At 66.3% G+C, this 14,884-nt stretch carries 12 protein-coding genes and 3 pseudogenes; 1 reads left to right on the forward strand and 14 read right to left on the reverse strand.

What is annotated here, in order from left to right:
* Nucleotides 1-164: 164 nt before the first annotated feature.
* From ACMATS_RS37455 to ACMATS_RS37505, 11 genes and pseudogenes are all read right to left on the reverse strand, one after another.
* Nucleotides 165-2,555 (reverse strand): FG-GAP-like repeat-containing protein, encoded by a 2,391-nt coding sequence (locus ACMATS_RS37455; protein ID WP_414170575.1) that lies wholly within the window; start codon nucleotides 2,553-2,555, stop codon nucleotides 165-167.
* 1,182 nt (nucleotides 2,556-3,737) lie between these two features.
* Nucleotides 3,738-4,487 (reverse strand): transposase family protein, encoded by a 750-nt coding sequence (locus tag ACMATS_RS37460; protein WP_414170576.1) that lies wholly within the window; start codon nucleotides 4,485-4,487, stop codon nucleotides 3,738-3,740.
* 126 nt (nucleotides 4,488-4,613) lie between these two features.
* Nucleotides 4,614-4,757, reverse strand: a complete 144-nt coding sequence (locus tag ACMATS_RS37465) for a hypothetical protein (protein WP_414170577.1) — start codon at nucleotides 4,755-4,757, stop codon at nucleotides 4,614-4,616.
* 119 nt (nucleotides 4,758-4,876) lie between these two features.
* Nucleotides 4,877-5,681 (reverse strand): annotated as a pseudogene (locus tag ACMATS_RS37470) (IS5/IS1182 family transposase).
* A 251-nt stretch (nucleotides 5,682-5,932) separates the two neighbouring features.
* Entirely contained in the window at nucleotides 5,933-6,952 is a 1,020-nt protein-coding gene (locus ACMATS_RS37475) for an ABC transporter substrate-binding protein (RefSeq protein ID WP_414170578.1), read from the reverse strand.
* Between the two features lie 96 nt (nucleotides 6,953-7,048).
* Nucleotides 7,049-7,822: an ABC transporter permease gene (locus tag ACMATS_RS37480; RefSeq protein ID WP_414170579.1), complete on the reverse strand. Its 774-nt coding sequence runs from the start codon at nucleotides 7,820-7,822 to the stop codon at nucleotides 7,049-7,051.
* A complete protein-coding gene (locus tag ACMATS_RS37485) occupies nucleotides 7,819-8,646 on the reverse strand; it encodes an ABC transporter ATP-binding protein (protein ID WP_414170580.1) in 828 nt (275 codons plus the stop codon). Before ACMATS_RS37485 ends, ACMATS_RS37480 begins: the two co-directional genes overlap by 4 nt.
* A complete protein-coding gene (locus tag ACMATS_RS37490) occupies nucleotides 8,646-9,287 on the reverse strand; it encodes a hypothetical protein (protein ID WP_414170581.1) in 642 nt (213 codons plus the stop codon). The genes ACMATS_RS37485 and ACMATS_RS37490 overlap by 1 nt, the downstream gene beginning before the upstream one ends.
* Nucleotides 9,288-9,597: 310 nt before the next feature.
* Nucleotides 9,598-9,999 (reverse strand): annotated as a pseudogene (locus ACMATS_RS37495) (IS5/IS1182 family transposase); the annotation flags it as partial.
* Nucleotides 9,977-10,807 (reverse strand): DUF998 domain-containing protein, encoded by an 831-nt coding sequence (locus ACMATS_RS37500; protein ID WP_414170582.1) that lies wholly within the window; start codon nucleotides 10,805-10,807, stop codon nucleotides 9,977-9,979. The gene ACMATS_RS37500 and the pseudogene ACMATS_RS37495, both read right to left, overlap by 23 nt.
* 42 nt (nucleotides 10,808-10,849) lie before the next feature.
* Nucleotides 10,850-12,868: a heavy metal translocating P-type ATPase gene (locus ACMATS_RS37505; RefSeq protein WP_414170583.1), complete on the reverse strand. Its 2,019-nt coding sequence runs from the start codon at nucleotides 12,866-12,868 to the stop codon at nucleotides 10,850-10,852.
* A 77-nt stretch (nucleotides 12,869-12,945) separates the two neighbouring features.
* Between ACMATS_RS37505 and ACMATS_RS37510 the strand changes: the two genes are divergently transcribed.
* Nucleotides 12,946-13,278 carry an ArsR/SmtB family transcription factor gene (locus ACMATS_RS37510; RefSeq protein ID WP_414170584.1) on the forward strand — a complete coding sequence of 111 codons (333 nt, stop codon included), beginning with the start codon at nucleotides 12,946-12,948 and terminating at the stop codon, nucleotides 13,276-13,278.
* 239 nt (nucleotides 13,279-13,517) lie between these two features.
* Here the strand turns inward: ACMATS_RS37510 and ACMATS_RS37515 are convergent, their stop codons facing one another.
* The 3 genes and pseudogenes from ACMATS_RS37515 to ACMATS_RS37525 all read right to left on the reverse strand — a co-directional run.
* The gene (locus ACMATS_RS37515) at nucleotides 13,518-14,132 is read right to left on the reverse strand and encodes a signal peptidase I (protein WP_414170585.1); all 615 of its coding nucleotides are present in this window, start codon (nucleotides 14,130-14,132) and stop codon (nucleotides 13,518-13,520) included.
* Nucleotides 14,042-14,566, reverse strand: a complete 525-nt coding sequence (locus ACMATS_RS37520; protein ID WP_414170586.1) for a hypothetical protein — start codon at nucleotides 14,564-14,566, stop codon at nucleotides 14,042-14,044. Before ACMATS_RS37520 ends, ACMATS_RS37515 begins: the two co-directional genes overlap by 91 nt.
* Before the next feature lie 116 nt (nucleotides 14,567-14,682).
* A pseudogene (locus ACMATS_RS37525) lies at nucleotides 14,683-14,884 on the reverse strand (transposase); the annotation flags it as partial.

Below are 14,884 nucleotides of genomic sequence, written 5' to 3' on the forward strand. Positions count from 1 at the left end.
TTTCTCAGACCCTCAAGATCTATATGTCTCAAGTGTCCAAGATCCGGGGTCAAGGCCCGTGCGAGCCAGGCCCGTTGACCGTACAGCCGCTGAGGGCTTGGCCGGAGGTGGGTCCGGGCATCGTGCCTGGTGGCGATGCCCGGGGTTGTTGTGGTTTTGGTGGGTCAGGGTTGGATGGTGAGCTGGACCTTGTGGGAAGAGCCGAAGAGCTTGGAGGTGAGGTGGCCGGTGGACGTCCAGGTCTTGACGGTGTTGTGGCGGGTGTCGACGGCGAGGAGGTCGGCCTTGTGGTCGCCGTTCAGGTCGCCGGCGGTCATCCGGTCGAAGCCGTTCCACGGGGTGAGGGTGACGGGCCTGGCGAAGGGATTGTGCTTGAAGTCGCCGCTGGACTTCCACGCCAGCAGCTTGCCGTGGGGGTCCTTGGCGATGAGGTCGGCCTTGCCATCACCGTCGAAGTCCCCGGCCGTGGTCTGCGTGAAGCCCTTCCAGGGGGTGAGGACGATCGGCTTGGCGAAGGGGTTCTTCGTCCCGGACTGGCCCTTCCACAGCTTGAGCTGGTGGGTCCTGGTGTCCAGGGCGACCAGGTCGGCCTTGCCGTCGCCGTCGAAGTCCCCGGCCGTGGTCTGGGTGAAGCGGCCCCAGCCGCCGGTCAGCTTCACGGGCTTGGCGAACCCGCCCTTGCCGTCGCCCTTCCACAGGTACAGGACGCCGTCCTTGACGGCGACCAGGTCGGTCTTGCCGTCACCGTCGAAGTCCCCGGCCGTGGTCTGCGTGTAGTCCCAGCTCTTGTACAGCTCACGGCCCGCCTTGAAGGAGGAACCGTCCCCCTCGCCCTGCCACAGATACAGCCCACCGGTCGCCTTGTCCTTACCGACCAGATCCGCCTCACCATCCCCCGTGAAATCCCCCAGCACATCCTCCGACAAATCCGACGCCTTCACCGGAGACGGCACAGGCCCAGGTCCGTCGAACTTCGCGAACTTGTCGGTGAACTCCCATGGCTTCTGCGGAATGCCGGAGCCGTGCGAGTCGACCGGCCAGCCCTTCACGTCCCCGGTCCGGTCGCGGGCGGCTTCCCACATGTGCAGCGAGCTGATGCCATGGCTCTTGGCCCACTGGTCCAGCTCGTCGGCATCCTTCAGCTGGAACGTCTCGTCCTTGACATCGTTATTGCCGATCATCGGAGTCATCTCGATCATCTTGTAGAGATCGGCCTGGGAATTCTCCGGGTAGATCTTCCGGAGCTGGTCCACCACATGGGTCACTGCCTGCTCGGCACCCCAGGCCATGCTGTGATCGGTCGGCTTGAAGTCGTCGGCGCCGTAGTCCATGGTCATGACGTTGATCCGCTCCAGGTCCAAGCCCTCCTTCTTGACCTGCTGGATCAGCGCCGTGCCCGCGTCCTTGAAGCCTTTGGTCAGGGCCGGGACGGTGAACGAGATGTGGAGCTGGCGGCCGTTCTTCTTGGCCCACTGCTCCACCTTGGCCAGTGCGTCGTCGCGGAGCTTGTTGGTCTTTGTGTCGGAGAGGTTCTTGGTACCGTCCTTGTCGCCGTCTTCGATGTCGAAGTCCAGCTTGGTGGCCTGGTACTGCGTGATGAAATTCTCGTAAGCCCGGGCCAGATCGTCGGCGTTCGCGTAGAACTTGTCGATCATCTTGGCGTCCCAGCCACCGAAGGAGTAGGTGACGTCACCACCGTTGGCGCGGATCTGGTTGATCTGGTCGTTGAACGCCGACACCCCGGTTGCGGGCAGCTTGGAGGAACTGGCCCAGTAAAGATCCTTCGGGTCCAGGCCGTCGCAGTTCGATCCCCACTGACTCTTCTGACAGGAGTTCAGAAACGCCAGTGTGACGTTCTTGGTCTTGTGATCCTGCATGTACTGGGACCACGTGGTACCGCCCGAGGTGGCATCCCCCTCAATGGTGCCGTCCCAGCCCACACCCGTGTCCAGATACGGTGACCACGCCTGGAATCCCTGAACCGACTTGTCCGCCGGGTCAAGGTCTGTGGACGGTGTGTACGAGTAGTTGATCGGGATTACCCCGTCCTCGTCCACGCCTGCGTTTTCGGTCTTGCCGGACGCAGAGGTGATCTTCATCCCCTGCCCCCCGTTGATTATCTCAACCTGAGCGCCGGAGAACGCACCCCAGGGGGCGGCGCCTTGGTGGTTGATCTTGAACCCCTTGGGGAACTGGACCGCCACGCTCCAGCCACCCTGGATGGACGTGCTGCCAGTGTTCTTCACATGCAAGTGGAGCTGTGCGTCCGCACCCCAGTCTTGGCTCTTCGTGTCGGCAGCATCGATGTACGCCTGAAGGTGCGCGTCACTGGTGCGTATCTCCTTGTCCTGCAGGGAGGGCAAATTGTCCATATCGCCGCCGCTGCCGGAATAGCCGTCCCACTTCCCGCTACTCACCTTCGTAGAGTCGGCGGTCTTCTTCGGATTCTTGCCTGGCGTGCTCTTGTGCGCAGACTGCTGTCCGGGCTGCTGTACCGAGGAGTGTGTATTGGGGACGGGAGCCGACGTGGCGAAGGCTGGGGCTGCCGATGCCATTCCCCCCAGGGCGACGACGGCCGTCGTGCACGCGGTGACCAAATGCTTGCTAAGGCGAGGATTCACTGAAGTGTTCTCCAAGAGCAATGACTTGTGACAATGCCCGACGCGGAAGTCGTCGGGCTCCTCCAGAGGCCATAGGACATGGATGCGCTGAACGGCCTGACTGGCATGCCAAGAGCGTACGGCCGCCACGGGATCCGGGACGCATATCACATGAGGACGAAGAGACAACGATGGTGCCTATCGTATGAGGACGAAAGGTAGACATCGTGCCCATCGTGCGAGGTTCTTCCATCTGAATTCAGGAAGCGTGTTAACGGCGGAGCCGAATCACTTTGGATTCCTGGTTGTTGAGGGAAGTTGACCGCATCGGGGATGCACTGTGGCTGCTGCCTGCCACGCAGAAGATGATGCGGCTACGGGCGGTGGCTGTGACGGAGCCGCGACGGGCGGCAGATTGCCGGAAGACAGCAGCGATATCCGGGGCGCCGAAGCAGCCAGTGCGCGCCCGGTTGTGCCCGGACCAGGCCAGGGACGGGTGCCGACGACGCGTGAACCGCAACCCACCGTCGACGCTTGGGCCCTAACGCTTGTCGCAACACTCCTTGACCATCAAGGTGTGTTGGTGGCGAGGGCGTAAGCAGGCTGGAGCTCGAGGCCGAGTACTGGCGTCTACTGGCAGCTGCGGTATGCACCGTGGACGCGCGCAAACAGCCCAGAATCGGACGAGCGACAGGGTACTGGTGGTGGGCGGGGAACGGATGTCTGCAGCCGGACTATCTTCCGGAGACGTCCCGGTCGGGCTGGTACATGTCGTCACTGGAACGACAGCGGATCGCGTCGCCGCGCGAACGCTGCCTGACGATCCGGAAGACAGTCTGTTGGCTCGGCCAAGCACCCTCGACGGTCGGCCGGGAACGCCAGCCGGGAGCAACGGCGCAACAGCCGTCCGCACGACAACGGCACCTACGACGCCGACCCGGCCCATCACCACCGCCGCGAGCGGGCCGGGCGTCCCAACAAGGGCGGTCTGAGCAGGACATCGGCCAGGAAACTCCGTACCGGAGGCCCGTTGTGCAAGCGGCGTCGCCGTCCCGGGCGGCGCATACCCCGATTCGTTGCGCTGACCGTCCTCATCAACCACCGGCCGTCCAAGTCGAACTGCATGAGTAAGGATCTTCAGCGTTGCTGCTCCAGGGTGAGGACGGCCTGGACCATTGACGTGAGCCGGTTCGGGCTGCACCGGGCCTTGCGGAAGAGGCGCCAGCACTTGAGGCGGGCGAAGGCCCGCTCGACGGGCATCCGCAGCCGGGCGTGTGCCCGGTTGACGGCTTCCTGTTTGACGGTCAGGTCGCGTCCGCAGTGCCGTTTGAAGGGTGTGCAGAAGGTTCCTCCGGCTCCTTCGTAGGCTTTGTCGGCCAGCACCGGGATCTTCAAGCGTTCACAGATGGTGACAATCTTGTGGGTGCGGGCGGCGGTGATGTCCACGGTCCGGCCGGACAACGCGGGCGAGAACCAGAGCAGTTCGCCGGCGGGTCCTGTGACGGCCTGGATGTTCACCCCGTGCCGCCTGGCCTTGCCCGAGTAGTCCGCTTCCCGGTCGCCGACGCGGTCGCACTCGGCGATCGTGCCGTCCACGAGCACATACTCGGGCCGGGCCTTGCGCAGTGCGCGGGTGAGGGACGGGGCCCGTGCGGCGAGGAGTGCGGTCACGCTGTGTACGTAGGCGTGGGCGGTGCCCTCGCTGATCCGGAAGCCCGCGGCGAGCTTGGCGAGAGTGATGTGCTCGCGCAGGTACACCAAGGCCACGAGCGCGCGTTGCGAAGGCGGGAGCTTGCAGCGGCGGTCACCTTCACGGGTGACGATCAGCATCGTGACCCACTCCACGAGGGCATGCGGCAGGTCCAGTGCGCAAGGATAGGTAACCAACAGGGCTCCCTGGCCAGGTGGTTGAGACGTCAGACATCTCGCCCAACAGCCAGGGAGCCCTGCCCGTTACGGGCCGGCAACCGTCACCCGATCAGAGGCCACGCTGAAGATCCTTAGTAAGGACCCTCAGCGTTGCTGCTCCAGGGTGAGGACGGCTGCGGTGAGGGACGCAAGCCTGTTGGGGCTGCAGCGGGCCCGCCGGAAGATGTGCCAGCGCTTGAGGCGGTCGAAGGCCCGCTCGACCGGCATCCGCAGCCGGGCATGCGCCAAGGTTGACGGCTTTCTGTCTGAGCGTAAGGTCACGCCCGCAGCGCCGTTTGAAAGGCGCGCAGAAGATGCCGCCGGTCCCTTCATGCGCCTTGTCGGCCAGGGCAGGGATCCTCAGCCGTTCACACATGGTGACGATGCGATGAGTGAGGGCGGCGGTGATGCCCACGGCGCGGCCGGGCAGCGCGGGCGAGTACCAGATGAGTTCGCCAGCGGGTCCGGTGACGGCCTGGATGTTCACCCCGTGTCGCCTGGCCTTGCCCGAGTGGTCGCTTTCCCGGTCGCCAGCCCGATCTCACTCGGTGATCGTGCCGTCCACGGGCACGTACTCCGGCCGGGCTGTGCGCAGTGCATGGGTGAGGGATGGGCCCGAGCGCCAAGCAGCGGGGGCGGACGGTGGCGCTGGCGTCCTGGTAGGCGTGGTCGGCCAGGACGAGGATCTGCAGGGTGAGGCAGGCCTGGACGATGCCGTGCGCGCGGGCTGCGGTCAGGCCGTAGGCCCGTCCCGGCAGTGCGCGGGAGAATCACAGCGGGGTCCCGTCCGGGCAGGCGACGACCTGCAGGCTCATGCCATGCTTCTTGTGGTTCTGCGGGGGCAGTACGGCTCGTCCGCCCCGATGCGGCCGGTCGGGATCAGCGCCACGTCAACGATGACGAAGCCGTCCTCGTCCAGGCCCACCAACGCCTCGTACAGACCCGGGGCCCAGGCGGCGAGGACGCCGAACGTCTCGTTCCTCCGAAGATGGGCCAGCGCCAAGAGGCCTGCTTGAAGCAATCCCGCCTCCGCCAGGGCGACTTCAGATCGCACCGACGGGCATGGATCAGGCATGAAACATGCTCAACGAGCATGCAGGACACATCAACTGTGGATGAACACGGAACCAACAGGGCCCCCTTGGACGCTGGTGTGATGGGTGGAATCACCACGCCAACGGCAAGGGGCGCTATCGCACCACCCCGCCTGACATCCATATTTCACCCCGTCAGGTCAAGACGAAGAGGTTCAGTGGTGCCTTCCCCAGCACTGGCCCCAACCGCGCGGCTCTTCCCTGCCCGACCCCCACGTCCCGCGGCTCGACGATCACGAACTTCGGTAGCACGACAGCCTCCACCGCTGCGCCGCCCAGTCGATGGGCCGCGCGACATTCCGGAGAATGCTGATCAGCACGGCTTCCCGCTCATCGGGTAGCGACGAACTCGTTGGTGTAGGTGCGGGAGATGTCGATGTCCTTGCTGGACACCTCGGGCGAGAACGACTTCTGAAGCTCGGCTGCTGCTTGCGCCCCGGCCTTGTTGATCAGCCCATCCGGGGAGTATCCGGGTTTGGCGCGGTCGATGGCCTCGCGGTAGACATTCACGGAGCCGGCCGCGTACGCCTCGGGCATCTTCTGCGCGATCTCCGCGGCGGAGTGCTCCTGAATCCAGCGGAGTGTACGGGTCATCGCTCGGGTTAGCTTCCGCGCGGTGTCCGGGTTGCGCTGCAGCCAGGAGCCATCGGCGTAGAAGACCGCTGCCGGGTAGCTCTTGACACCGAAGATCTGTTCAGTGCCCTTTGGGCTGCGGGTATCAGCGAGAAGCCGCAACTCCCCGCCGCCGAGCTTTTGCTGCAGCAATGAAACTGCAGGATCTACCATCACGGCTGCGTCGATGCGGCCCGACTCCATCGCGGCCACTGCGCCAGCCTCGCCGCCGACCGCCTGCACCGAGGCGTCGTCCACCCGGAGCCCATTCTTGACCAGTAGATACTTCAGGAAGAAGTCGGTCGACGACCCGGGAGCAGTGATGCCGACCTTGGCGCCCTTGAGGTCCTTGACCGACCCGATCGTCCGGTCGGATTTTGGCGAGACCGCGAGGACCAGCGAGGGGGTGCGCAGCATGTTGACGAAAGCGCGTACGTCCTTGCCCTTGGCCTGCATCTGTACGGTGTGGTCGTAGTAGCCGGAGACGGCGTCGATGCTGCCGCCCTGGAGAGCCTGCAGCGCTTTCGACCCTCCCTTGAAGTCCTGCAAATGGACGTCGAGGCCCTCGTCCTTGTAATGGCCGAGCCGTTCGGCCAGCGTCGTCGGCAGGTACGGCAGCAGCGACCGCCCGCCGATGCCGAGCACGACTTTGGTACGGCCGTCGGTCTGGTCGGCGGAGGACGACTGACAGGCGGCGAGGGCGAGCGCCGCCGCCAGGGCCAGCCCGGCTGCCACCATACGCCGCAGCTGCCGACGGGGGAGCCTGAGAGTTCGCATGGCTTCGTTGGCCTTTCTCGAAGGATCAGGGAAAGCAGCTCAGTTGTGAGCGAAGGGTCACGGCTTCCACCTCAGCAGCCGCCGCTCCGCGCACCGTGTCGCCACGTCGATCACCATCACCAGTGCGCTGAGGACGGCCATTCCCGCGAACACGCCGGTGGTGTCGAGGACGCCCTCCGCCTGCGAGATGAGATAGCCGACGCCCTCGGCCGCCCCCAGGTACTCGCCGACCACCGCGCCCACCAGCGCGAACCCCACCCCGGCGTGCAGGCTGGAGAACACCCAGGTCAGCGCCGACGGCAGATACACATGCCGCAGCAGCGCGGCCTGGCCCGCGCCCAGCATCCGCACGTGCTCCACCAGCGCCGGGTCGACGTCCCGTACGCCCTGGTAGACGTTGAAGAAGACCACGAAGAACACCAGCGTCACGCCGAAGGCGACCTTCGACCAGATCCCCAGGCCGAACCAGATCAGGAACAGCGGCGCGAGGACCACGCGCGGCAGCGAGTTGAGCACCTTCAGGTACGGACCGCACAGCGCGGAGGCCGTACGGGACCGGCCGCACAGGAAGCCGGCCGCCAGCCCGAGGACCAGCCCCAGCACCAGCGCGAGCAGTGCCTCGGTCGCCGTGACCCGCAGATGCGGCCAGATCGTGCCGGAGGCGAACCACTCGCGCACCCGGCCGCCGATCGCGCCGGGCCGGCTGACGTAGAACGGGTCGATCCAGCCCTGGGCAGCCGCCAGTTCCCATCCCCCGACCAACAGCACCGCCAGTGCTACGTGTACCGCAAGGCGTGTGATGCGGCGCCCGTGCAGAAGGGAGAGGTTCATCGCCGGGCCTCCCCGTACGTCGCCGCCACCTCGTCGCGCAGGGTCTGCCAGACCCGGTCGCACACCTCACGGAAGGCCGGACGGGTGCGGATGTCCAGCAGGTCCCGCGGCCGTTCCAACAGCACCGGGAAGCGGCCCACGACCGTACTCGCAGGCCCCGACGACAGCACGATCACCTCGTCGGACAGGGACACGGCCTCCTCCAAGTCGTGCGTCACGAAGACGACCGTCTGCCCCGACTCGCCCCACAGGCCCAACAGTGCGTTGCCGAGTAGCGTGCGCATCTGGACGTCCACTGCGCTGAATGGCTCGTCCATCAGCAGGACGTCCGGGCCGGTGATCCACGTCTGCGCGATGGCGGCACGCCGGCGCATCCCACCGGAGACCTGATGCGGATAGGAGTCCTCGAACCCTGCCAGGCCCACCCGGGCCAGCCACTCCCGGGCCTCCCGCAACCGCGCCGCCCGCCTGGTACCCGCCAACTGCGGGCCGAGCGCGACATTCTGCTCCAGGGTGCGCCAGGGCAGCAGGACGTCCTGCTGGAAGACGTAACCAATCTCGTGGCGCTGCGCGTTCACAGGCCGACCCAGCAGTTCGACCGTCCCCGTGGTCGGAGCTGCCAGGCCGGCGATCAGGTGGAGGAGGGAGGACTTGCCACAGCCGGACGGGCCCACGATGGACACGAAACGGCCGGGCGGCACGGTCAGGTTTACGTCGTCGAGAACGGGCCGCGCCGACCCGTAGGAGAATCCGACCCCGCCCAGGACGACAGCGGGGCGCGCTCCTGCAGTACGCGCGGTGGAACCACATGCGGCCGTGTCCACTACTGCTTCACCGCCTGGCCCCTCAGCAGGTTCGACTCCGCGACGGCCTGTTCGGCGAAGGCGGTACCGAAGACGGCACCGGTGATGGTGGTGCCGCATGGCCGGGTGACCAGCGGCTTGGCCACGCCGTGCTCCTCCACTGCCGTGGTGGACGATGCGGGGGCCAAGGTCGCGTCGATGTCAGGCAGCACGCTCACTGCGTCGGGTATCGGCACAGTGGTGACCATAATCTCCTTGAGGGGCAGGCCCGACTCGCGCAGGATGGCAGCGAGTTGGTAGCAGTCCGCTGCGTTGGCGCCACCGACTGTCGCGATCTTGCGGCCGCGCAAACCAGTTGACTCGTCGAGGCCCCTGAAGTCCAGCAGCTGCTGCGCGACCTCCAGAGAGGTGGGAGAGGACTGCTCCCCAGCCGAAGCGGGCATGGAGGGGGCGTCCTTCACGTTGAGGCCTTGGGCAGGACCGTTGAACAGTCCGGCGGAGACTCCGGCGACGACCGCGCTGTTGCTTCCGGTCCCCACTGGCGGTATCGCATCCTGCCCTGCATGCGCTCTGTGCAGCTCGACATCCAGACCCTGCTCGAAGTAGCTCGTGACACCGGTCAGATACAGCGGAGCAAAGAGAGTGGAAGGAATGTAGGCCACCTTTACCATTGTGCATCGTTGATGCCTTGCCGGCCTCTTCGCCCAAATTCCCGTTTCTCCGGGGAGGCACAGAAGCAATCTATTCCTTCATCGGACAGTGTCGGGCAACGGCCATTGCTGGCCGGGATGTTCACGTGGCGACGCTATCGGTGAAGGCCTTCCGGGGGATAGTCTCCTTTCGTATGCAAAATCTCGCCTTAAATGGCTGGCGCGGTCTCAACTTTCCCCCATGGCCGACCGAAAATGTCCCAAGCAATGCCACGTAAGGGGGTGTTGGGGGTTGATTGGAGTTTCTCTGGCGGGTGCTGCATCAGCCAGCGGGGGCCATGTTGTGCATGCGGGCGACACCGAGGACGGCCTGGTGAACCCCGTCGCCGCGCAGGCGGCAGTCGCGGAGGATCTTGTGCGTCTTCATCCGGGAGAAGGCGTACTCGACGCGGGCCCATGCCCGCCTGCGGACCGTGTTGTCCGCTTCCTGCCCCGGTGCCGCGGTAGCCGTCGGCGCTGACCGGGGCGTTCTTGACGGCCCGGTCCACCCGGTTCACGCCGGACTCCCGGTAGGCGCGTGCGCCGTGGCGGCTGCCGGAAAGCGGTCGGCCAGCCGCCATGACCAGGCGGGTGTCGGCGCCGACGAGTACTGGCGGTTGGTGGAGTACCGGTAGTTCTTGCTGGAGGCGGCAATGCTGCGGTCACGGGCCGGTAGCAGGGTTCCGGCCCGGCTCCGAGGCCGTCACCACAGCACCCACACCAAGATCATCACACGCCTGACCGGGGCACACGGGATGCTTTTCAGGCGTAGTGCGTCGGGCCCCTGGGCCACGCTGTACCCAGGCGACGGTAAGCAGCCACACTGCCGCGATGACCACCCCGATGCGCTGCGGCACCCCGAACCACTCCGCGGACGGCAGGAGCACCAAGGTCATTGCCATGCTCAGCAGCTCGGCGGCGAAGAGCGATACGCCCCACCGGAACCACCAGGCCGGCCCGCGGTGACGGGCGGCTCGGGCCAGTGTCCCCATCGCAGTGAGCAGGGACGCGTTTGCAACTGAGCTTGTGTAGGCGTGGGCCTGGTGACGGAACGAGACGATGCCTGCAAGTTCGGCGGCCCGGCAGCCGGGGTTGGCGGAAGGCGCGCAGTCCAGCGGGAAGACTGCCACATCGGCAATCGTCACCACCCCGAAGACCGTCACCGCGGCCCATCCCACGAGCTCCCATGCACCGTGGCCTACGCTGCTCGCCCTGGCCCGGAGCATCAGCAGTCCGGCGGCTGCAGCCGCGGCTCCGGCCAGGGCGTCCGCAGTGCCGAAGAACCATCGGTAGGGCTGGTCGGCCGCGAAGAGTTCACTGGCGAAGGAATGGTCGTAGTTCAGCCTCGTTCCCAGGCCGAACTCCAGGGACCACAGGAGGTAGAGACCCGCCGCGGCGACAAGCAGCCGAGCCGCCGTCAGGGAGACCGCCCGGTGTTCCCGGACGACTCCGCTGGATACCCGATCAGCCGTGGCAGGACGCCGGCCAGCCATCACATCACTCCTGGACTGCGAGCGGGCGCGACGGGCCGACGCTCACCGCTGGTGCCGGTAGCCGAGGAGCCGCAGCGCGTTGGCGACGACGACGAGGGTGGAGCTCTCGTGGATGAGGACGGCGGGGCCGATACCGAGCCCGAGAAGGGTGGCCGGGACGAGTAGGGCGACGATGCCGAGGCTGAAGTACAGGTTCTGCTTGATGATTCGGCTGGCTTTGCGACTCAGCCCCGTGGCCATCGGCAGCCGGCCGAGATCATCGGACATCAGGGCGATGTCGGCGGTTTCCAGCGCGACGGCGGAGCCCGCGGCGCCCATGGCCACACCGACGGTGGCGTTGGCCATGGCAGGGGCATCGTTGACCCCGTCGCCCACCATCGCGACCTTGCCCGCGCCGGCGTCGAGTTGTGCCACCGCAGCTACTTTGTCCTCGGGCAGCAGACCACCACGAGCATCGTCGAGGTTGATCTGCCGTGCCACCGCTGTCACAACGGCCTGATTGTCGCCCGAGAGCATCACCGCTCGCCGGATCCCCAGCGCGCGGAGCTGCGCGACGACGAGCGCGGCATCCGCACGGGGGGTATCCATGACACCCAGCGCCCCCAGGTAGCGCTCGCCCTGTCGCACGATCATCACGGTACGGCCGCCCTGCTCCAGCTTCTTGACCTGGGCGATGAGCGAATGAGGGGGCTGGGCGCCCGGGAGGCCGTCGAAGAAAGCACTGCTGCCGATCCATACGGTGTCATCGCCAACGCGGGCCATAACTCCCCGTCCGACGACTGCCTTCAGAGCCTCCGCCTGGGGAACATCGGCATCCGCCAGCCGGTCCGCAGCATCGCGCACCACTGCCGATGCCACCGGGTGGTCGCTCAGGCGCTCGACGGCGGTGGCCACGGCCAGCAGTTCACCCTCGCTCACCGTGGGGGAGGGGTATACATCGGTCAAGCGGGGACGGCCCTCGGTGAGGGTGCCGGTCTTGTCGAAGGCAAAGGAAGTGAGCCTGCCCAGACGCTCCAGCGGCCCGCCTCCCTTGACGAGAACACCGCTGCGAGCCGCACGGGCCACTGCGCTCAGGACGGCCGCCGGCGTCGCGATGGCCAGGGCGCACGGGCTGGCGGCAACCAGTACGGCCATGGCCCGGTAGAACGTCGCCGAGAAAGGCTCGTTCAGGAGCGGTCCCGCCAGCAGCAGCACGGTCACGAGCGCGAGGACGAAGGGGACGAAGACCCGCTGGAAGCGGGCGGTGAACACCTGCGTCGGCGATTGCTGGGACTCCGCGTCGCGCACCAGCTCGACCACGCGGGCCAGCGTGCTGTCCTTGGCAGCGCCGGTGGTGACAATTTCCAGCATTCCGGAACCGTTGACCGTTCCCGCGAAAACACGGCTGTCGGCGGGGACGGCCACAGGGGCGCGCAGCGCCACTTCCCTGTCAGCGACCGGGCGCTTGTCGGCCGGAATGCTCTCGCCGGTGACCGAAGCCTGGTCGATCGAGCTGGTTCCGGTCAGGACGAAGCCGTCGGCCGGGATGCGGGCATGCGGTTTGACCACCACCACGTCGCCGAACACCAAGGACTCCACCGGCACTTCGCACCTCTCGCCGTCCCGCAGCAGCAGGGCGGTCGAGGGGGCGAGTTCGGCCAGCGCCTCGATGGAGCGCCGCGCGCGTCCCATGGCGTACGACTCCAGGGCGTGTCCGACGCTGAACAGGAACAACAGGACCGCGCCCTCTTCCCACTTGCCCACGGCCGCCGCACCCGCGGCAGCGACCAGCATGAGGAAGTCCACCTCGAACCGGCCGTCGCGAATAGTGGTGATGGCCTCGCGCACCGTGAAGAAGCCGCCGAAGAAGTAGGTGGCGACAAAGAAGCCGAAGGCCATGTCAGGCTCTTTCGCCACGAGATTCAGCAGCAGCCCGGCGAAGAAGGTGGCGGCAGCGAGCCCCGCGAAGACGAGTTCGCCGGCCCGCCCGAAGAAGCCGTCCGCGTGGTCATGGGATCCGCTCTCGCGGGGGGCAGCGGGCCGCGCTGAGGCTATGCCCGAGGACTGATACTTTGATGTCATGAATTCAAAGTATCATGACATCATTATTTATTGACCTGGTGTTCCATGGACTGTCACCTGCAGATAAAGTTGAGCGCATGACCACAGGCGATGACCGCGAACTGATTTCACCCGAGCAGGCCACCGCCGTGGCTGAGATCATGCAAGCGCTGTCCTCGGCAGTTCGCGTCCGCATCCTCGACCGACTGCGCCGCTCGCCCTGCACCGTCGGCGAACTCGCCACAGCCGTCGCCATGGAGCAGCCCGCCGTCTCCAACCACCTGAGGCTGCTGCGCCACCTGGGTCTGGTCACCGGCCGCCGCGAAGGCCGCCAGGTCCACTACGAGATCCACGACCAGCACGTCGCAACGCTCGTGCAGCAGACCGTGGACCATGTGGCCCACCACACCCCCGGACACCACACCGCCTGATCCGCGGACTGGCGAGAGCGCCGCCGCAGAAAGGCGCGCCTCACACATCCCCAGGGCATCCAGCAGAGATCGGTGCGCTCGCGGCCGACGGCCCGCCGACGACGACTTTCCGGGAGCAGACCTCCACGACGAAAGCGACGCAGACGAACCCTGCCCAGGCAGAGGCCGGTATGGCATCGGGGACGACGGAAGGCTGCACACCGACCCATCCGCGGGACAGATAAACCCCGGCGAACGCCTCAACGCATTCGCGATGCCACGTGCAGACCACCTGCCCTGCCGGACCGCGAGGTTACGCGGGCTCCAAAGACCACGGCGACAAGAGCTCCGGCACACAGACCGAGCCGGTCCCACTGCCGGTCGTGAAGCCAGGCCGCGGGGTAGCCAACATAGGGGACACGGAGGCGGCCGAGGCCGATGACATCTTCCATGGTGATCTGGTCGGGGTCGGGCGACTGGTTGTGATCGCCCTTGGTGGTGATGCGGCCATCGGCGAACGCGGTGACGCGATGGGTCATGATGCCCTGGTCGCCATGGAAGGTGATGACCTGCCCGGGCCGTACGGAGGACGCCGGGCTGGATACGGCGACGTCGCCGCGTCGGATGTTGGGAGTCATGCTGCCCGAGACGACGCTGGTCGGCTCCCAACCAACTGCCGTGGGCAGCAGGGCCCATAGTGCGAGGCCTGCGAGGGCGGCAAGTGCGGCACGGCAGCCCACGACTCGCAGGTCACGGGCTGTCGCGAAGATGCGGGGGAAGACCGTCACTTGCCACTCTGAGCAGTCCAGGAGAAGACCGCTGCGGCGGACTTGTCCATGATCGCAGGATTGTCCGCGCTCTCCGGAAGACTCCACTCGATGTGGTACGTGACAGTGCTGTCAGCACTCGTCTTGATGTCGCCCATACCGGTCGCGTAAGTGCTGTGAGCGGCCAGGTTCTGGAGGCTGCCCTGATAGACGTCGTGGCCCTCGCTGTCGGTGATGTGAAGCTGCAGGGCGGCGACGAGGCCTGCGTCGCCCGTAGGCGCTGCGGTCATGCGGATGTGGGCTCCGCTGCCGTGATAAGCGACCGTGACGTCCTTGGTACCCGTGCGGCCGGGGGCGATGCCGTCGGCATTGAAGACGACCTTGCCACTGTGATCGTTGGTAAGGGCGACGCTGCCGGTGTGCCACGTGCTGCTGTCAGTGTTGGTAGTGGCGGTGAAGGCAGCGTGCGAAGCGGTCATCACCATGAGACCGGAGACGAGAAGGCCGGCGGGGACGGTGGCGAGCTTGACGAGCTTACGCATGATGTGCTTGATCCTGATTGCAGTACGGTCCTTTGATTACCGCACAAATGTTGTCACGGCTACCAACATTAAGGTCTGTCGCGAAAGTTCTCGGGCATAGTCTTTTGTTGACGCATGCCCGAGCCGAATCCCAGCTCCCGCTGCAGGGTACTTCCCCCTGGATACCGGTACGCAGCACGTACACGAGATTCCGCACAGCACCTGTCGGTCCGGCAGCCGCTTACGGCCCGGGCACCGGAACCTTCGCTTTGTGCGTGGCAGCAGCGGCTCGATCCGCTCCCACAGCCCGTCCGACACGAGCCACAGCGATGCCCCCAA

Origin of the sequence: Streptoverticillium reticulum (genome assembly GCF_047456005.1) — a bacterium.
Classification (GTDB): Bacteria; Actinomycetota; Actinomycetes; order Streptomycetales; family Streptomycetaceae; genus Streptomyces; species Streptomyces reticulum.

Bases quoted from the DNA above. Each gene is read 5' to 3' on its own strand.
- ACMATS_RS37520 (WP_414170586.1), bottom strand. From the start codon at position 14,566: ATGCGTAAGCTCGTCAAGCTCGCCACCGTCCCCGCCGGCCTTCTCGTC.
- ACMATS_RS37510 (WP_414170584.1), top strand. From the start codon at position 12,946: ATGACCACAGGCGATGACCGCGAACTGATTTCACCCGAGCAGGCCACC.
- ACMATS_RS37480 (WP_414170579.1), bottom strand. From the start codon at position 7,822: ATGAACCTCTCCCTTCTGCACGGGCGCCGCATCACACGCCTTGCGGTA.
- ACMATS_RS37455 (WP_414170575.1), bottom strand. From the start codon at position 2,555: ATGGCATCGGCAGCCCCAGCCTTCGCCACGTCGGCTCCCGTCCCCAAT.
- ACMATS_RS37500 (WP_414170582.1), bottom strand. From the start codon at position 10,807: ATGGCTGGCCGGCGTCCTGCCACGGCTGATCGGGTATCCAGCGGAGTC.
- ACMATS_RS37475 (WP_414170578.1), bottom strand. From the start codon at position 6,952: ATGGTGGCAGCCGGGCTGGCCCTGGCGGCGGCGCTCGCCCTCGCCGCC.
- ACMATS_RS37505 (WP_414170583.1), bottom strand. From the start codon at position 12,868: ATGACATCAAAGTATCAGTCCTCGGGCATAGCCTCAGCGCGGCCCGCT.